16 protein-coding genes and 1 riboswitch are annotated in these 19,416 nt (G+C 39.5%); of the genes, 4 read left to right on the forward strand and 12 right to left on the reverse strand.

The genetic code is table 11. The annotated features are described in order from the left end of the window. Positions 1 to 20: 20 nt before the first annotated feature. From IGJ95_RS09575 to IGJ95_RS09590, 4 genes are all read right to left on the reverse strand, one after another. Positions 21 to 524, reverse strand: a complete 504-nt coding sequence (locus IGJ95_RS09575; RefSeq protein ID WP_010734977.1) for a cell wall elongation regulator TseB-like domain-containing protein — start codon at positions 522 to 524, stop codon at positions 21 to 23. Positions 525 to 592: 68 nt separating this feature from the next. After that, complete coding sequence (locus IGJ95_RS09580) at positions 593 to 3,382, reverse strand: helicase C-terminal domain-containing protein (RefSeq protein ID WP_194179842.1); 2,790 nt, start codon at positions 3,380 to 3,382, stop codon at positions 593 to 595. A gap of 281 nt (positions 3,383 to 3,663) precedes the next feature. Continuing rightward, positions 3,664 to 3,864 carry a cold-shock protein gene (locus IGJ95_RS09585; protein ID WP_005875554.1) on the reverse strand — a complete coding sequence of 67 codons (201 nt, stop codon included), beginning with the start codon at positions 3,862 to 3,864 and terminating at the stop codon, positions 3,664 to 3,666. 378 nt (positions 3,865 to 4,242) lie between these two features. Beyond that, positions 4,243 to 5,349 (reverse strand): baeRF6 domain-containing protein, encoded by a 1,107-nt coding sequence (locus IGJ95_RS09590; protein WP_023519992.1) that lies wholly within the window; start codon positions 5,347 to 5,349, stop codon positions 4,243 to 4,245. Positions 5,350 to 5,825: 476 nt separating this feature from the next. On the opposite strand from IGJ95_RS09590, the gene IGJ95_RS09595 reads away from it, so the two are divergent. Both IGJ95_RS09595 and IGJ95_RS09600 read left to right on the forward strand, forming a co-directional pair. Next, positions 5,826 to 7,133: a serine hydrolase gene (locus IGJ95_RS09595; protein ID WP_062804932.1), complete on the forward strand. Its 1,308-nt coding sequence runs from the start codon at positions 5,826 to 5,828 to the stop codon at positions 7,131 to 7,133. A gap of 336 nt (positions 7,134 to 7,469) precedes the next feature. Beyond that, the gene (locus tag IGJ95_RS09600; RefSeq protein WP_010734972.1) at positions 7,470 to 8,672 is read left to right on the forward strand and encodes a YdcF family protein; all 1,203 of its coding nucleotides are present in this window, start codon (positions 7,470 to 7,472) and stop codon (positions 8,670 to 8,672) included. A gap of 50 nt (positions 8,673 to 8,722) precedes the next feature. Here the strand turns inward: IGJ95_RS09600 and IGJ95_RS09605 are convergent, their stop codons facing one another. The 4 genes from IGJ95_RS09605 to IGJ95_RS09620 form a co-directional block, all read right to left on the reverse strand. After that, the gene (locus IGJ95_RS09605; protein ID WP_153830234.1) at positions 8,723 to 9,979 is read right to left on the reverse strand and encodes a voltage-gated chloride channel family protein; all 1,257 of its coding nucleotides are present in this window, start codon (positions 9,977 to 9,979) and stop codon (positions 8,723 to 8,725) included. Positions 9,980 to 10,030: 51 nt separating this feature from the next. Next, positions 10,031 to 10,098: riboswitch (Fluoride riboswitch) on the reverse strand. Between the two features lie 40 nt (positions 10,099 to 10,138). Further along, positions 10,139 to 10,795 (reverse strand): FusB/FusC family EF-G-binding protein, encoded by a 657-nt coding sequence (locus IGJ95_RS09610; protein WP_010734970.1) that lies wholly within the window; start codon positions 10,793 to 10,795, stop codon positions 10,139 to 10,141. 280 nt (positions 10,796 to 11,075) lie between these two features. Then, positions 11,076 to 11,579 (reverse strand): HD domain-containing protein, encoded by a 504-nt coding sequence (locus IGJ95_RS09615; RefSeq protein ID WP_010734969.1) that lies wholly within the window; start codon positions 11,577 to 11,579, stop codon positions 11,076 to 11,078. Between the two features lie 123 nt (positions 11,580 to 11,702). Further along, on the reverse strand, positions 11,703 to 12,464 hold the full coding sequence (locus tag IGJ95_RS09620; RefSeq protein WP_062804929.1) for a TrmH family RNA methyltransferase: 762 nt from the start codon (positions 12,462 to 12,464) through the stop codon (positions 11,703 to 11,705). Positions 12,465 to 12,572: 108 nt separating this feature from the next. On the opposite strand from IGJ95_RS09620, the gene IGJ95_RS09625 reads away from it, so the two are divergent. Further along, positions 12,573 to 12,848: an acylphosphatase gene (locus IGJ95_RS09625; protein ID WP_023519998.1), complete on the forward strand. Its 276-nt coding sequence runs from the start codon at positions 12,573 to 12,575 to the stop codon at positions 12,846 to 12,848. 219 nt (positions 12,849 to 13,067) lie between these two features. Then, complete coding sequence (gene yidC / locus IGJ95_RS09630) at positions 13,068 to 14,006, forward strand: membrane protein insertase YidC (protein WP_010734966.1); 939 nt, start codon at positions 13,068 to 13,070, stop codon at positions 14,004 to 14,006. 59 nt (positions 14,007 to 14,065) lie between these two features. Here the strand turns inward: yidC and glyS are convergent, their stop codons facing one another. The 4 genes from glyS to era form a co-directional block, all read right to left on the reverse strand. Continuing rightward, positions 14,066 to 16,135: a glycine--tRNA ligase subunit beta gene (gene glyS / locus IGJ95_RS09635; RefSeq protein WP_153830235.1), complete on the reverse strand. Its 2,070-nt coding sequence runs from the start codon at positions 16,133 to 16,135 to the stop codon at positions 14,066 to 14,068. A gap of 1 nt (position 16,136) precedes the next feature. Continuing rightward, entirely contained in the window at positions 16,137 to 17,054 is a 918-nt protein-coding gene (glyQ, locus tag IGJ95_RS09640; RefSeq protein WP_010734964.1) for a glycine--tRNA ligase subunit alpha, read from the reverse strand. Positions 17,055 to 17,429: 375 nt separating this feature from the next. After that, positions 17,430 to 18,233 carry a DNA repair protein RecO gene (gene recO, locus IGJ95_RS09645; RefSeq protein ID WP_023520001.1) on the reverse strand — a complete coding sequence of 268 codons (804 nt, stop codon included), beginning with the start codon at positions 18,231 to 18,233 and terminating at the stop codon, positions 17,430 to 17,432. A 281-nt stretch (positions 18,234 to 18,514) separates the two neighbouring features. Beyond that, positions 18,515 to 19,414, reverse strand: a complete 900-nt coding sequence (gene era, locus IGJ95_RS09650; RefSeq protein WP_153830236.1) for a GTPase Era — start codon at positions 19,412 to 19,414, stop codon at positions 18,515 to 18,517. Positions 19,415 to 19,416: the final 2 nt, after the last annotated feature.

Here is a 19,416-nt window from a genome sequence, read left to right on the forward strand (position 1 = left end):
TATCCTTTCATCCGTCTTTTCTATACCCCGCTAATGACTTTGACTTCCTCTCCCGTTTTAAAAGAAAGTAAATAATAATTCAACTGGTCATCTGACGTTTTGGTAATGACTTCCCATACCGGTTCATCTTTGTACATCCCTAAGGAAGCTTTTTCCACTTGTTGATCGGGATGTTGTTTGCTGATTTCTTGGCGGGCAGCTTCTTCGGTCAAGCCTGCTTTTTGTTCTAACACTTTCACACGCTCACCCGATTTAGGTATGATCACTGCAATATCTTGTCCTTTATCATTTTGGCCTGTTAATGAAAAATAAGTGGCTTCCCGAGTAAACCAATAGAATTGGTCCACTTCCTCAAGATTTGCATATTGTTCAGCTAGTTTTGTCGCCTCTTGTTTCGCTTGCGTCATTGGGCGTGTCGCACGCAGATAAAAAATCGTGCTGATCACGATTACTGCTAATAAAGCGATGATCAAGCCCAGCAAGATGCGATTGATCGTATGTTCTTTGTTTGTCTGATTCTTCAAGGACTGTCGCTCCTTCTTTTTTCATTGATGTCCATTATAACAGATTTCGAGGTGAAAATAGTCCTCGATTATGGCTTAATTTCTTCGTTTTTGTTTAAGAAATCATGGATATCTTCACAAATTTGTTCAAAAGGCGCCTCTTGGACAGGCATCTTTTTAGGCAAGGCATGAATGATCCTCGCGCCATATTTTGCGGTCACTAATCGTCGATCTAAAATCAGCAAGACACCTTTGTCCGTTTCCGAACGAATCAAACGACCTAAAGCTTGTCTGACCTTCAGTGCTGCCTTTGGTAAGGATTCTTGATAAAAAGGGTTGATGCCTTCCGATTCCAAATACGCATTTCTCGCTTTGACCATTGGACGTTGTGGATGATCGAATGGCAACCGCGTAATGACGACTAGTTGTAACGCATCTCCTGGCAGGTCGACGCCTTCCCAAAAACTATCTGCGCCGAATAGCACGCTCATATCAGAAAGAACAAAACGCTTCAATAGTTTCTCACGACTGCCACCGATTCCTTGAGCTAAAATCTCTCTTCCTTGTTCAAGCATTGTCAAATGCATTCGTTGATACACCTTTTGTAAAACATCATGAGAAGTAAACAAAACTAGGATCGGTCTTTTTTCTTGTCTGATCAACTGGTATAACACATCCGTTAGATAGTCGACATACGCTGTACCACTTAATTGATTGATCTCTGGTGCTTCTTTTGGCACGAAGATCCGTGCTTGTTTTTCGTAATCATAAGGAGAGGCAATGACTTTCAGCGGAGTACCTTCAATTCCTAATCGTTTCGCCAAATATTGACGATCTGGGCCCACTTTCAATGTCCCTCCTATATATAAAATCCGTTCATAGCGCTGATACCAAACTGTATTGGGAATCAGTGCGGCAGTAAAATCGTGGAGATGGAACATCGTCTGCTGAGGGGTGGCACCCGGAACAAACCAATGGACTAAACTTTCTTGCCAATTCTCCAACCATTCTTCCATAAAACTTGCTTGTTGATCTAAACGATCAAACAAAGCATACAGACTTGCAAGATCGACACGCATTTGCTTCGTCCAACTTTCTTGAAGCACCTCTAAGCCTGAACGGATCCTGTACTGTAATCCCTTTATTTCTTGGTAAAAAAGATGAAGATGGTCAATGGCTGTACTTGCTTCAAAAGATAATTTATCTAAGTCCTCTTTCGTGATCATGACTTCTTCCGGGTAAGTTTGTCTTTTTTGTTGAGGTATGATCTCAAGTAACCCTTCAGCTAAACAAAGCTGTGCCTCACGAAGCGCAGACAACTCTTCTTTGTAGATATCAAGCCAGCGCTGCCCCTCATGATTGGCTGGAAGATAGCCTTTGAAGCGATCGAACAAACGATCAGGTTCTTCGAATAATTGTACTTCCTTGTTAAAATAGCTCAAACTGAATCGTTGATCATTGACTTTTTCAGCAATCTCAGGTAAATGATGTGCTTCATCGATCAATAAATAAGGACTTTCAGGCAACAACGGTGTCTTTCTTTGTGTTTCTTGGACTAAAAAAGCATGGTTGACGATCAAGAAGTTACTTTGCTTGATTTGTCGATGCAAAAATCGAATAAAATCTTGTTCATAGAACGCTTGTTTTTTCGCTAAAAAGTCAAGCCCGCGATGCGAAACATCTGTAAAAAAGGCATGATTCAAATTCGTTAGATGCAATTCATCTAAATCTCCTGTTTTCGTCTGCGTCAGCCAGACAAGAACTGTCATTTGATAGAGTGCATATTGTTTTTGCTCCTTTGGCTCAAGGAGTGTGGCTTTGAACCGTTGCAAATCGAGATAATGGCGGTAGCTTTTGATAATCGTCGCTTGGATCGGTTGGTCGAATAATTGATTCAACAAAGGAATATCTTTTTCCATGATCTGCTCTTGTAAAACAAGCGATACCGTACTGATCACTGCCGGCTTCTCCGGTGTGGCCAGATAGCTAAGAGGCAATAGATAGCCAATCGTCTTGCCCATACCAGTCGCTGCTTCGATCATCAAATTTTTCGATTCATCTTTGGTAAAATGATCATAGACAACATTCATCAAACGATTTTGTTCTTTACGATACATCAACGTTTTTCCAAATATTTTCTCTTTCGCTTGTTTTTTTCTTGGATAAGCTTTATGACCATAGTAAACTTCTGAAAACAGTTCGACTTCTTTTTTTTGTAAGGCGATTCCCTCGATGATTTCCAGTTCATCTGATAAAGGTGGGGGCTGCTTTCTCAGTTCGTTGGTGGTTTGTTCGATGAATAATCTAGTATCCATCCCTGTATGATTGCTCAGTTTCACGATCTGTTCAAGCGTCACTAAAGGTAACTGACGCATCCGTTCTTCAATCAGTAGAAGCAACTGTGCTGTCACTTCCGCATCGCTATCTGCCTGATGGGGATTATCGTGGATAAACCCCAGACTTTCCGACAAATCAGCTAAACGAAAGCTCGGTTCAGTCGGCAAAAATATCTGGGCCAACTCGACTGTATCGATTCCTGGAATCTGTAATTTAGGTACGCCACAGCGAGTCAATTCATGGTTCAAAAACTGATAATCAAAATAAATATTATGCGCCACGAAGATGGTATCCGCTAGAAGGTTGTAAATCGTTTGTGCTACATCTTCAAAATAGGGTGAACGATGGACACGTTGATTGGTGATCCCTGTCAAATGCTGGATCTGTTTTGAGATTTTTCGCCCAGGGTTGATATCCATCGAATAACGAGAGGTGATCCGCCCATCTTCGATCATGACACATCCAAATTGGATAATGCGATCTTCTTTTGGATTTGTCCCAGTCGTTTCAATATCGACGACTGCATAAGTTTTCGGTTTCAACATATCTTCCTCTTCTCTTCCCTCTAGTCTTCTTTTGAAATTATACTACAAATCACTTGAAAATTCTTAGGAAATCAACCTAAAGCATACGTCTGTTGTTATCTTTGCTACTGAGAGAAACAGTAAGTTTACTTCTCCCCTTCCTTTTCTCGTTATCACTCATCTAACCATGTAAGGCGATGTTCTTAGGTGTAGAGAATCAAAGCATATGAAAAGAAAACACAAAAAAGCCCAGACCGCTAGGAACTAGCAGACTGAGCTTTTATTTAGTAGTGGGTTAATTAAGCTTTAACAACGTTAGTTGCTTGAGGGCCACGTTGACCTTCTTCAACATCGAAGTTTACTGTTTGGCCTTCTTCTAAAGTTTTGAATCCATCACCTTGGATAGCTGAGAAATGAACGAATACATCGTTGCCGTTTTCTGCTGTAATGAAACCGAAACCTTTTTCTGAGTTAAACCATTTCACTGTACCTGTTTCCATAATAAAAATCCTCCTTGTGTATCAAACACATATTTTGCAATTACTTGAATGGTGAATATCTGGAAGATGTTTATTTGAAACAAACTACCAAGATTACCGAACAAAAACTACATAGTTATTGTAGCACATTAATTACAGTTTAGCTAGTAAATTTTGAACTTTTTTTATTTTTTTTTTCATTCTTTTGCTTATTTCTCCAAAAAAAACGAACGTTTTTAATTTACGCTTAAAAAAAAATTCACTTTTAAACTTGATGATCTTCTGATCTTTCTCCCCTGAGAAATAAGAAAAAGCCACGAAATCAAATAAATGATCTACATGGCTTTTCCTTTCTTATAAAATGAATGATCAATCGGTTCTAGGTACTGTTCCTAGAGACTAATAACGCAATATCGCGGTCAAACTCTTTTCGTCAGGCGCATCTTTTTGATCCAAGATAAAGACTTGTCCGCCATTGGTGATCACATCATCAGCTAGTTGATTCAACACTTGTCGACGGTCGTACTCTGTTTCTGGGTCTTCACCAAATCCGTCAGCCAGATTAGAGGTTGCGATAAATAAGTGAGAAATCTTTCCCTCTTTCGCTGCTGGCACGATGTCCACTAGTTGATCCAAGAATTTTTTATCTAACAATTGATTGTAGCTACTTGCTTCCTTCGCTGCCAGTTCATCCGAAAGTTTCTTCGCACCTACTTCGATATCTTTTAAAGATAATTGGGCAGGTGAAGCTGAGATCGCCACATCCGAACGGTAATAAGGGTTTTTCGCCACTTTTTTGAACATTGTTTGATTTTCAGGCAAAGCATACAAGTACACAGGCCATTTTTCAGGATTATCCAAGCTGTCTTTAAGAAATTCATCGACCGCTTGGTAATAATTGATCCAGTCAATTTCAACTTCTTCGTCTTTAGGATTCACCCCATGGAATGTTGAGCCTTCACTACCATTTGACGAGTAGTTGATACCTCCACCTGTCAACTCAGATCCTAAAGCTGTCACCACATCTGTAGGTGCTCCTTCGGGTAGATCAACTTCTTTTACTTGTTTGTTGCTTACTTCGTAAAGCTTCATTGAATCACGATTCAATCCCAGTAAATAATACGAGTAGTTAAAATGTCCATTTTTAATGATCGCTAATAAATAAGGTAGGTCACTTACATAATATTGATCATCTACTGCAATGCTCAAACGATGAACAATGGTACTTTCAGGAGACAAGATCACCGCGACACTCGCAGTGGCACTGCGCCAAAATGAAGCATCTTCTAGTAGTTGATCGATTTTTTTTTGAAAATTCGACCAATCATGCTCCGCATATTTCTTTTCAAAACGTTTTTTTGCTTCTTTTGCAAAGTTCTTGAATTTGATCTGATCTTTTTCCACATCTTGATGTGCAACGTGAGTGTTTAGCATAATAGTAATAAATGGTCCTTTGACACCTTCTGAAGTCAGTTGTGACAGTAACTCTCTATCCTTTTTCGCCATAAACGTACCCCTCCTAAAAATCATTTCTTCAATACTACTAACTAAAGTCTACCACAACCATTTTTATCCATAAAACAAAATGGTCCCTAGACAAAAAATCGTTTACAATCCCATCTCTGACTAAGGATTGTTTTCTTCAACTATTCTTCAAAATTTCATCAATGATTCGTTACATTTCACAGCGAAATTATTCATACCTAACTGATAACATAGAGAAAAGTAGAAATCGAGGTGTTTATATGCAATTATTGATGATATTTAGTTTATTATGTATGACTGCTCTATTTGTATTCACTGCCTTTCGTCTAAATGAACCCGAGGCTCAACCTGTACGAGTCAAAAAGAATCAACGCTAACTATCCTCTTGTGTTCGTTTGGTTTATCTAAAGTTTTTTTCAGAAAGATTGAAACTACGCACACTCTCTGATAAAATTTTAATTTGTAGCAAATCAAATTAGAAAACAAGGGGATTGGACATGGGCACTAAGAAAAAACATTTCGCTTTACTGTTGGCAACGCTTCTTTTGACGTTAGGATCATTCTTGCCAACTTTATCCGTACAGGCCGATGAAGCATTTTCTGTGAATTCCCAAGCAGCATTTGCTGTGGACGCAACAAGCGGAAAAATTTTATACGACCAAGACGGAGAAAAAACAATGGGGATCGCGTCAATCTCAAAAATCATCGGGTTGTACATCGTACTTGACCAAGTCAAAGAAGGAAAATTATCCTGGGATGATGAAGTGGCAATCTCCGATTATGCTGAAACATTAAGCATTGCACCTAATTTATCGAATGTTCCCTTACATAAGGAGAATACCTATACTGTAAAAGAACTTTTTGACTCTGCCTTTATCCAATCAGCCAACGCATCAATGGTCGCTTTAGCTGAAAAGATCTCTGGTAGTGAAACAGCATTTCTGACTGTCATGAATGACCAGTTAAAAGAATGGGGCATTGAAAATGCAACGATCGTCAATGTTTCTGGGTTGAACAATGTTTACCTCGGCGCAAATCGTCCAGAAGGTACTGGCGAAGCAGATGAAAATCAAATGTCCGCAAAAGACGTAGCGATCATCGCACGTCACCTGTTACTCGATTTTCCTGAGGTACTAGAAGTGACGAGTACTGCAACAAAAATGTTTGGTGAAAACACACAATCGCCGGTTGAAATGGTCAATTGGAATTGGATGCTTCCAGGTTTTATCAACTTCAAAGAAGGCGTTGATGGACTAAAAACTGGAACAACTGATTTTGCTGGTGCTTGTTTTGTCGGTACCATCGAACGAGACGGCAAACGCATCATTACAGTCATATTGAATGCGGAAGGTCATGAGCAAAACCCAAGCGTTCGGTTCACCGAAACGGCTCGCTTGATGGATTATTGCTATGATAACTGGTCAGTCAAAGAAATCGGTAAAGCAAACGCAAGCATTCCTTCACTCAAATCGATCGATGTGAAAAACGGAAAAGAAACTTCTGTCAATGTCGTACTAAAAAGCCCAGTCAGTGTCTGGGTCAGAAATGATATGGATACGGGTCAATTGACGATCACACCTAAGATCGATGAGACAAAAGTAAAGGATAATGAACTTGAAGCACCGATCGTTAGAGGCACAAAGGTTGGCACAGCCACTATCACTTTAGCTGATGATCAATTAGGTTACTTAGAAGATGGTGCCTCTCCAAGCACAGACATCATCACTGCTAGTTCGGTTGAAAAAGCGAATATCTTTGTGATCGGCTGGCGCAATGTCACTAATTTTTTCAGTAATCTATTCTAAATAAACATTCCAAATAGTTACATCCACTCCTTACCCAAACAGTAAATGCTGGCTCTTCTTCACGAATCGACGAGACGCCATCAACCTTTACTGTTTGGGTATTTTTCTGCTTCTTACAGAAAATAAATGTATTTTCTATTTTTTCTTTTTTTTATAACAGCATTTTTACAAATTTTTCGTTATACTGTAGATGGTAGATTGTTACTTGTAGGGTTGGTCTATGAGGGGCGAGTAACACTATCAGTTCGTGTTGAATAATCATCACTAGTCTGCTAATCAGCTGTTTCCTTTTCATTCGCAGTGATGACTCCACGATTAGAAAAAGGAGTTGGTATTATGAATTTAACAAGAGATTTGATTTTTTCGATTCTCTATATCGTAGGGATGGTTGGGATCATCACCTGGCGCAGGAAACAAAAAGATCCCGCGTTATTCTTTTATTGTGGTACTTGGACATTCACATTGATGCTTACGTACTTCGTTGTATTAGAGATTTTTTATGCGAGTTTTTATTTCTTGATCCCTCTCGCTTTTTTCAGTATCTTTGCTTTTTTTTACTTTACCGAAAAAAGGCGACTACTGAATGGTTTGATCTTCAATTTATTTTTGATTAGTTTCGGCGCTTATTTATTACTCTTACTTTTTGAGACGCAGAATATCTTTATTGGTGGGATTTTTGCTTTGATTGCAGTACCAGCTTTTTTGATTTTACTATTTGGCATATATATTTTGGTCGTCTTTCTCATTTGGAATGGCATCATCGTCTTAAAAAGAGAATCACGTTCACTAGCTAATCTTTTGACTTTACTGCTAGGGATTGCCTTAACGCTATATTTAATTGCCACTGTATTTTTAATCAACTACTTACCAGCGTGGATCAATGTTCTTCTTTCTGGTATAGCAGTCATCTTGATTTATCTGTTTATTGTCTTCTATAATTTTATGACTGTCTCTTTCTTATATCAGTTCAACCGACCACGTTACAACCAGAATTATATTATCGTGTTAGGCGCAGGCCTGATCAACGGGGAACGTGTTTCTCCCCTCCTAGCCAAACGGATCGACAAAGCAATTGCTTTTTATTGGGCCCAGAGTCATGCTACGCTCAATCCACCGATTCTTTTGATGTCTGGTGGTCAAGGTGCAGATGAAAAGTTACCAGAAGCAATTGCCATGAAAAACTATGCCTTAGAAAAAGGGATTCCGGAGCGGGACATTTTAGTTGAAACAAATTCAACAACCACTTTAGAAAATATGCGTTTCTCCAAAGAATTAATGGATCGTGAATCTGGCGGTGGCGCTTATCGTGCGATTTTCAGTTCAAATAATTACCACATTTTCCGTGCAGGACTCTTTGCGAAGCAAGCACAGTTAAAAGCCAATGGCATTGGTGCAAAAACAGCCTTTTATTATTTGCCAAATGCTTTTCTTAGAGAATATATCGCGATCTTGATGTTGCATAAAAAACGTCACATGATCGTATGTGGTATCATCCTTGGCCTGACTGCATTGTTAGCTTTGATCACACTTATTGCCTAAAAAAAGAAGTTGCGTTTCATGCAACTTCTTTTTTTCTTTCAATCAGTAAACTATTCTCTCTGATCATTATTCATTGGTAAAAATAAAATCCCTTTTTTGATCATTACTTTTTGTGCGGAATAGATTCCGTTATTTCCCGAACACATGAAACTGATCAAACAAATCATAAAAAAGAAACTAGCTGCTTCTCCTCCAAATAATTCGATGCCCATGACAAAACAAGCAATGGGTGTATTCGTCGCTCCAGAAAACACACCGATAAATCCTAATGCAGCTAGAAAAGGAATCGAAACATGCAGGATGGGCGCTAAAGTTGCCCCTAGAGTTGCACCAATCTCAAACAAAGGGGTCACTTCCCCACCTTGATAGCCAGCGCCTAAAGAAAGGACAGTAAATCCTAACTTACCGATAAAATCATAGGCATGTGCTTTTCCGGCAAACGCATCTTGCAATAAAGGCAAGCTAAGTCCTAAGTAGCGTTGTGTTTGTAAAATCATTGCCACAACTACGACAATTCCTCCACCTATAAAATTTCTAGTGATTGGATGTTTGAACCATTTCAGATACCACTTTTTCAAAAAGACGATTGAACGACTAAAAACCCAACCAATAATCCCAAAAGCGATACCCGCCACCATCAGTTTGCCAAAGAGTGCAGGACTCCACCCTGGAATTTCTCCCATCTTATAAAGGATATGTGTGACACCAATCCTTTCGGTTACGAAGTTAGCAAATAAAGCAGCAAAAAAGCTGGGAAAGATCGCTTCTGTACGCATCTTTCCGATTGCTAGTACTTCAAGTCCAAACAATGTGCCTGCTAAAGGTGTCCCAAACACTGAACTAAATCCTGCACTGATCCCACTGATGACCAGCACCTCTCGCTCGATAGGACTCAATTTTAATCCCCTTGCTAGATTTTCAGCTAAAGCGCCACCCATTTGGACTGCTGTTCCTTCTCGACCGACAGAACCGCCAAAAAGATGCGTCGTGATCGTACCGAAAAGCGTTAAAGGAATCAATCGGAGCGGGATTTTTTCTTCCCCACCATTCCCTTGATCAATGACCAGATTATTCCCACGACTAGCATTCCCACCGTATCGTTGATAAAGAAACGCAAATAATGCCCCACTGACAGGTAATAGATACAATAACCAAGTATGTGCTTCTCGTAAATCCGTCACCACAGTTAAGCTATTTAGAAAAAAAGCGGAAAGTCCTCCCATTAGTACGCCTAAACAAGCAGTGATCACTAACCATTTCACCATATATGTCCCTATTTTGAATGGACTAAGTAACCGTTGATCCATTTTTCTATTCCTCCCCACAAAAAAAGCCTACTAAAAAAACGGATTCTCCGATTTTTAGTAGGCGTCATTAGTCATCTATCGATCGACATTTAAAGGCGAACACCATCACCTATTCATTTACAGAAAGTTTATCATACATTCTCAAGAAAAACAATGGCGCTATTTTTCTTTCTTCACGATGTCTGTAAATTCATAAAATGGTGCCAGCTTTACTAGTTGCTGATTGCACTGATCACTATCATGACAAATGTAATTTCCTTTTTTAGTATACGTGCCATCTGATCCTGATTTTGTCGTGGAAAGAAACATCGAAACACTCGAAGTCTTATGGCAAATCGCGCATACTCCTTTGATGATCGTCGGAGAAAGTGTGCCATGGACACCTTGTAGCCGCTCATCTGCATAATAAAGCAGATATTTCTTCTGTGTTCCTGGATCATTCCAGCCCACATAAGTATGCTCTTTAAGATCCAATGTTTGCCAATCTGGGTGTTTCAACTTTTTTACTTTTCGGAATATTTTTTCCACTTGGATTTTTGATGGTTGCTTGAATGGCGCAACATGTTCTTTTAAACGTTCGAGCAATTCTGTCGCTTTTTCTTTTTTCAAGTTTGTATCCATAACTTGCTTCACAAATGGTTCAACTAAGGCGATTACTTGTGGATCATTTTCTACTACCTCATTGATTCTTTCTGTGGCTAATGCTTGAACGGTTGCGACAGTTTTTTTATCATTCACTGAATGATAGACATTTAACAGTTGCTCGATTTCTCGTTTGATAAAGAAATATTGATACGTTTTGATTGTTGTTTCCATGATTTTTTGAGTCCTTTCTTCTTTCAAAAGTAGCTACTTTGAAGAAAAAAGAGTCCTTCAACAAAGTTAGCTTAATAACTGAAGTCCTTGAACTCTGCTAAATAAGATACGTATGGCATCTTATCATCACCCCCTTTATGCTTTTTTCATCTATGTACATTCACTAATAAAGAGTTAACCTTATAAATCTTATTTCGTCAACTACTTTCGCAAAAAAAAAACAGTCAAAGGTTTCCCATGATCGGGACCTTCGACTGTTTCCGTTCGGCTGGTCAAATAGTTAGATCGACTGTTCTTTTCCAAAATATCGTTGCCATTTTTGTTTCATTGTATCCGTTACTGGTTGCGCCGCTTCTTTCACTGCACAATACTTGTCAACAAATGTCACAATATAGCTTTCTTTGTATTTTGGTGGAGCGATCGTTGCTCCCCACATATGTTTCAAGATGATGTCGCGCTCTAAATCAGAAAGTTCAGTAATCTTTTCTGCATTTTTCACAGCGATCCTAGGATGCACATACGCATGTGTGCCTTCATCAAATTTTGTTGTACGCCAGTCATAATAGAATAGGTCATGTAAAAGTCCTGCACGTGCAGTAGCTCTTGCATCTCCACCCCATTTTTTTGCTAATTTGTAACTGTAATAAGAAACACTGATTGAGTGTTCCAATCTTGTCGAATGTACATGTTGGATATAATCAGCTAATTTTTGTACTGCTTCTGTTTCTAATAGATCTTCGATATAAGACATGTATTCTTCGTCTTCACGCCATTTTTCTGTCATAATTTTCGATCTGCCACCTTTTTGAATTTCATTTATCGTTGAAATTGTACATAGTATATCATTCATGTTCGGAATATTCTAGTGAGGTTGATTAAAAATCCAAAAAGCTTAATAGTTCCTTAATCAAGAAGAAAGATGATACAACAATATGCCGGTAGCTACGCCGACATTCAATGACTCAGCATGGCCATTCATCGGGATGTAGATATTTTTATCAGTTAGCGCCAATAATTCTGATCGCACCCCTTGCCCTTCATTTCCCATAATGATCGTATAATTTTTTGTTGGTACGACGGTTGGAAGAGAAACAGCTTCTTCATTGAGTTCTGTTCCGTATATCGCAAATCCTTTTTCTTTCAATTCAGGAATGAGCGCGTCTAACTCTTGTGAGATAACTGGTAAATGGTAATTGCTTCCCTGCATGCTTCTTAAAACTTTGGTGCTATAAATATCAGCTGAGCCTTTCCCTAAGATCACACCTGCTAAACCAAACGCATCTGCTGTTCGGATCATCGTTCCGACATTTCCAGGATCTTGGACATTGTCTAAAAGCAACCAGCCTCCTGTATCTATTGACACTTGGCTAACTTCTAGCGGCATCACTGCCACGATTCCTTGTGGTGTTGGTAGATCAGAGATCACCGCCATCACCTCATCAGTGACTAAAAAGCAATCCAATGCGTGTTGTTCGACCCATGTCCCCCATTCTGACCAGCCTCGTTCTGTCAGAAAGATCTCTTTAGGTATGACTTTGGCATTCACAGCTTCTTCGATCAAGTGAAACCCTTCAAGCAGGTACTCCTGTCCTTCTTCGCGGTGCTTCTTTTTATGTAATTTTTTTATTTCTTTGATTCTAGGATTTTTTGCTGATTGAATTTTTTTCACGTTTTCCACCTCACTTTATTATAGCATGGAATCAATCGTTGGGCTTGTTAGTTTTATAAAAAATCGTTATCATAAATTTATCAAATAGAGGAAAGAGTGGTGCTTCAAATGAAAAAAGTTAAAATGAATGTGCAAGGGCGTGTCCAAGGTGTAGGTTTTCGTTATATGACAAAAATAGTAGCTGATCAATTGGGCGTGACAGGAACAGTTAAAAACGAAGAAGATGGTTCGGTGACGATCGAAGCCGCTGGTGAGGAGGAAACCATCGATCAGTTCATCAAAGAAGTCAAGCTATCCCCTAGTCCCAGTGGCCGTGTCCAATATGTCGACTTGCAAGAACATCCGATGATGGAAGAACGAAAGAAATTTGATGTGATCGGCTAAATGTTTCTTCTTGAAAGCACATATGAAGAAAGTCGTTGTTGCCATCTACTGGAAGATGATCGTTTCAATTCTCTGTTCTTTTATGTGCGCTTCCCTGTCCTTCCCATGATCGGTTAAACTTAAGGGAATTATTTGAATTTTCTATGAAGTTCATTGAATTATTCTCATATTTTTAGTATAGTTAAGCTTGTGTAAAAATTTTAAAAGAGGAAGTATTTTATGAATAAATGGAAAAATTGGTTACTAGGTTCTGGTCTTGTAACACTCTTACTTTTCTTATCTGGTTGTGTCAGAATGGATGCTGAAGGAAACCCTGATACATCTGGAATCGTCTATCGCGTATTAGTACAACCTATGGGACAAGCGATTACATATCTCGTGCAGAATTTCAACTGGTCATACGGTTGGGCTGTTATCTTGATGACTGTGATCGTACGAATCATCATTTTACCTTTAGGAATCAGTCAATCGAAAAAGACAATGATCCAATCTGAAAAAATGCAAGCATTGAAACCTCAAGTCAGTGCCGCCCAAGAAAAACTAAAAGCGGCAACGACCCGAGAAGAACAAATGGCTGCACAAGCAGAAATGCAACAAGTGTATCGCGAAAATGGGTTAAGTATGACTGGTGGAATCGGTTGTTTACCTTTATTGATCCAAATGCCGATCTTCTCAGCGCTGTACTTTACTGCTCGCTATACAGAAGGTATCCGTGAATCGACTTTTTATGGTATCGACTTAGGAAATCCAAGTTTAGTCTTAGTTGCGATTGCCGGGATTGCTTACCTAATTCAAGGGTACATCTCAACGATCGGTATTCCTGAAGAACAGAAAAAAACGATGCGCACCATGTTGATCGTTTCACCTGCGATGATCGTCTTCATGTCGATCAGTGCTCCTGCAGGAGTGACCCTTTACTGGGTAGTCGGTGGTATCTTTAGTTGTCTACAAACATTTATCACCAATGTGATCATGAAGCCACGCTTAAAAGCTCAAGTCGCAGAAGAATTGAAACAAAATCCACCGAAACAAGTCGTGACACCTCGAAAAGATGTGACACCTGAAGAAGCGACGAAACCAACGAAAAAAATCAATACACAAGCAACCAAGAAAAATGCTAACGGTCGAAATGCCGGTAAACAGCAACGTAAAAAATAAAAGGTTTGGGATGTTCGCATCCCAAACCTTTTTTGTTTCAAGCTTTTACTTGATCCGTCTTATTTTGTAATGATTTGATCCAGACTAGCAATACTTAATGCCATATCAGCAATTTGTTGCAACTGTGCTAAACGGTTGTTACGGACAGCTTCATCTTCGACCATGACCATCGTTTGATCAAAATACTGATCGATAACTGGTCTTAAGCTGACTAATTGCTCATAGTTCTCTTTAAGTGTACGTTCCGCAAACTGAGCTTTCACTTTCTCAACTGCTTCGTACAATGCTTGCTCTGCTTCATTTTCAAACAGGCTTGTATCAATCTCATTCGTTGTTCTTTCGGCTTTTTTCGCTAGGTTCATCACACGCGTCAAAGCTTCCATCGATGGTTTGAAGTTTTCATCTTGCAAACGTTCCTTCAACAGACGTGCAGCTGCAAAAACGGTTGTCAAATTACTTTCCTTCGCATTCAAGACAGCATCGATCACATCGTGGCGAATGGCTTTTGTCATCAATCGTTGGCGCAAACGACCTTTGATAAAGTCGATTACATCAGTTCCTTGAACGAAAGCTAACCCGAAACGCTCTTGATTTTCATTGATTGCAGCATTCACTTCTTGTTGTAATTGTGCCAATGGGAAAGCCCATTGTTTTGCTTCAATGATCCGAACGATACCATATGCTTGACGACGTAATGCGTAAGGGTCGTTTGAACCACTTGGCACCATTCCTACAGTAAAGAAAGAGAAAATACTATCTAATTTATCGGCAATGGCTAAGACTGCACCAATCGTCGTTTCTGGCAATTCACCTTCACTAGCGATCGGTAAATAATGTTCACGGATCGCTGTCGCAACCGCTGGATCTTCTCCATGCAACAACGCATATTTTTCACCCATGATTCCTTGAAGTTCTGGAAATTCTCCAACCATGTTCGTCACTAGGTCAAACTTATAGATTTCGCCGGCACGTTGTAATGCATCTAGTTCTTCCCCCGATAAACCGACAGATTTACCGATAACAGATGCAATCACTTGCACACGTTGCATTTTTTCATAAATACTACCGATCTTTTCATGGAAAGTCACTGATTTCAACTTATTGACATAATGCTCGATTGGGAATTTTTTGTCTTCATTGTAAAAGAATTCCGCATCTTCTAAACGCGCAGTCAGTACTTTTTGGTTCCCACGAATAACGTTATCTAGCTTCACACGATCGCCATTTCGTACAGCGATAAAATGTGGTAAGAGTTGACCTTCGGCATTTCGAACATCAAAATAACGTTGGTGTTCCTTCATGGAAGTCACGAGTACTTCTTCCGGTACAGATAGATATTTTTCTTCAAAATCACCAGCAAAGACAGTTGGATACTCCACTAGATTATTGACTTCTTCAAGTAGGTCTTCATCAAAATCGATGTGCCAATCATTTTTTGTTGATAATTGAGTCGCTTGTTCCATGATCATTGCTCTTCTCTTTTGTGGCGAAGCAACTACAAATTGTTCAGATAGCTTTTCTTCGTATTCTGCTGGATGAGCAAATGTCACATCTTCACCTAAGAAACGATGCCCACGAGAAGTACGTCCAGTTTTCACATCTAAAAATTCAAACGGGATCACTTCTTCTCCAAATAGTGCCACGATCCAATGAATCGGGCGAATATATTCAAAGTCAAAAGAAGACCAGTGCATTGTCACAGGGAATGTCATGCTTTTAATCACATCGATCAATCCTGTCAAGACTTCGATTGCTGGTTTTCCTTGAGTATATTTCGTCACATAGACATATTGCACACCTTTGATTTCTCGGAAGGTGATATCGTCTGTCGTCAATCCTTGCCCACGAACAAATCCTTGAGCTGCTTTCGACCAGTTTCCTTCAGCATCTAATGCGATTTTTTTCGCTGGTCCCTTCACTTCTTCTTCACTGTCAGCCTGACGTTCTGGTACATTTGTTACTTTGATCGCCAAACGTCTCGGAGTAGAGAATGTCTCGATTGCATCGTAAGTCAATTGATTGTCCGTTAAAAACGCTGCTGTTTTTTCTTCTAATTGTTTCATGCTTGGTGTCACAACATGCGCTGGCATTTCTTCCAAGCCAATTTCTAATAATAAGTCCTTTGCCATCTTATTCACCTTCCTTAACAGTCGTTGGATTTTCTGATTGATTATTTAGCAATGGGAATCCAAGTTTTTCACGTTCTGCAACAAAGATTTTCGCCACAGATTTCGCCATGTTACGAATGCGAGCCAAGTAGCCAGCACGTTCAGTCACAGATACTGCACCACGAGCATCTAATAGATTGAAGGTGTGACTACATTTTAAAATGTAATCATATGCTGGATGGACCAGATTTTCTTCAATACAACGTTTCGCTTCTTTTTCAAAACGATCAAAATTACTTAATAATAATTCTTGATCACTCACTTCAAATGAATATTTTGAGTGTTCATATTCAGGCTGTTTGAAGATCTCACCATATTTGACACCTGCTGACCATTCAAGATCATACACACTTTCCACTTCTTGGATATAAGAAGCTAAGCGCTCTAACCCATAAGTGATTTCTGAAGTGACTGGTTTACATGGCAAACCGCCGACTTGTTGGAAGTACGTAAATTGCGTGATTTCCATGCCATCTAACCAGACTTCCCAACCAACACCGGCACAACCCATCGAAGGGTTCTCCCAGTTGTCCTCAACAAAGCGGATATCATGTTCTAACGGATCGATCCCTAACAAACGCAAGCTTTCCAAGTAAAGTTCTTGGATATTTTCTGGTGATGGCTTCATCACCACTTGGAATTGATGGTGTTGATATAACCGGTTAGGATTCTCACCATAACGACCATCAGCTGGTCGACGTGATGGCTCAACGTAAGCGGCATTCCAAGGTTCTGGACCGATTGCTCGTAAAAACGTGTAAGGGCTCATTGTACCTGCCCCTTTTTCTGTATCGTATGCTTGCATCAGCATACAACCGTTCGATGACCAAAATTTTTGTAATGTCAAAATCATTTCTTGAACTGTTTGCTTCTTACTCATATAATTACCCCTTTCATCTTAACCAAGAATCAAAAATAGTAACAAAAAAAGTCCCTATGTTTGCGTAAACAAACATAGGGACGAATATCTTCGCGGTTCCACCCTACTTCCGAGCGACTCGGCAGCTTCGTTGATCGTACTCACAAGTGCCTCTTCAAAAACCGTTAGCATTCGGCTCACACTCTCCCGAACTCGCTTGTGCCACTTGATTTTCTACTGATCTTGATCATCGTACGTATGTGATTATTGAATATCCTTTATAAATGACATTCGTCTATTGAAAAAACAATAGTTACTATCTAGGCTTTATAATAGACGTTAACCAAGTACTTTGTCAAATATTTTTGAAAAAAATCCATTGTTTCAAACATTTTTTCATTCTTCTGCAGGATTTTCCTTCGTTGCCTCATTGGTCGGTTTCATGATATGTTCCCAACTTTTCATTTGATCAATAAACTTTTTACTTTTCAAATGGATGCCTACGTATTCTTCATATAACAGATCAATCAATTGGCGAATCTTTTGTTTGGTTTCTTCTTTGAGGTCGATCCCGCTGATGCGATCATACGAGATTGCTGAGAAGAGCCGTACGAAGTGAACTGCACGTGGGTCCGCGTGATACCGATAATGATCTAACTCCCAGTGATTTTCACATAAGACGCCACCATATTTGGATGAATAATCAAATTTTCCTTGCGTCTTTCCACACACTGCACAGTGGGTCCAAACTGGCGAGATCCCGAAACGTTGCAATAATTGAATCTCAAAAATATTCGTAATGATCTCTGGGTCATCTCCTTGATCCATGCGTTGCAATGCTTGGTGTGTGAATTGAAATAGATTCGGATCATATTGCCGATCCTCGATCGCCGCATCCACTAAGTTCAACAAATAAGTCCCGTAACCGCTAAGAAAAATATCTTCTTGTATCTTACGAAACGAGTGGACATCTTTTACACTGTTAACAAAGGACAAGCCTTCATTATGAAAATGACCAATATAAATTGCTTCCGTAAAAGGCAACAATGCGGGTGCAATCGGTTGATTTTGACGATGGATCCCCTTGACATAAAACATCATTTTTCCTGCCGATTCTGTAAATATCTTGACTAATTTATCTTTTTCCTTGTAGTTGCGACTAGAAAGGATGATTCCTTTTGATTCTGCAAGCTGACTCATCGTCACCCCTCCTCTGACTTTAACGTAAATTGCTTTTTTAAATTGAAAAGAAGGAAAAAGTCATGCGATCATCCGTGAAGTCGAGACAAAAGTAACTATTACTTTTATTCCAGACTCTTAATTGCTTCCATGACTTAGTTGTCCTCTAACTTCTGTAACTGGATAACCGGTGCTCAAGAGCAACTCTTCAATAGTAAGGCGAAACGTGAAAAAATATGGAAAGCTATTTTCCCACGTTTCGCCTTACTATTCGGAGCTGACCGGCTTTCTCACAACCTTGTTTAATACTCGTCTTGACGATATCCAAAGTCTTGTAAATAGACTCGTTTGTCTCGCCAATCTTTTTGGACTTTTACCCAAAGTTCTAGAAAGACTTTGTCCCCTAGCAGATTCTCAATATCTCTTCGTGCTTTTGTTCCGATGTCTTTCAGCATCTTACCGCCTTTACCGATTATGATTCCTTTTTGACTATCCCGCTCGACAATGATCGTAGCTTGGATATGGATTTTATTATTCTCATTACGTTTCATCGTATCGATGACTACTGCGACTGAATGGGGTACTTCATCTCGTGTCAAAAACAAGACTTTTTCCCGAATCAATTCAGAAACGATAAAATACTCCGGATGGTCAGTGACTTGATCGTCTGGGAAATATTGCGGGCCTTCAGGCATTTCGTCCACTAAGACCTCCATCAAACGTTCGACATTGTTTCCTTCTGTCGCAGAGATCGGAACAACTTGGGCAAACTCCATTTGTGAGGAATAATCTTCAATGATCCCTAATAACTCATCTGGATGGACTTTGTCGATCTTATTGATCACTAAATGTACCGGTGATTGGACATTTTTCAAGCGTTCGATGATGAAATCGTCGCCTTTTCCTCTTTTTTGATCGGCGCTGATCATGAACAATACCGCATCAACTTCACGTAAAGCACTATAAGCTGTTTCTACCATAAAATCGCCTAAGCGATGTTTGGGTTTATGGATTCCTGGTGTATCAATAAAGATCAATTGTGCTTCAGGAGTCGTATACACTCCTTGGATCTTATTTCTTGTCGTTTGCGCTTTATCACTCATGATCGCGATTTTTTGACCAACGATCCGATTGAGCAACGTCGATTTACCAACATTTGGTCGTCCGACGATTGCTACAAATCCAGATTTATGTTCTGACATAA

It is taken from the genome of Enterococcus sp. AZ156, assembly GCF_051714165.1.
Classification (GTDB): Bacteria; Bacillota; Bacilli; order Lactobacillales; family Enterococcaceae; genus Enterococcus_B; species Enterococcus_B pernyi.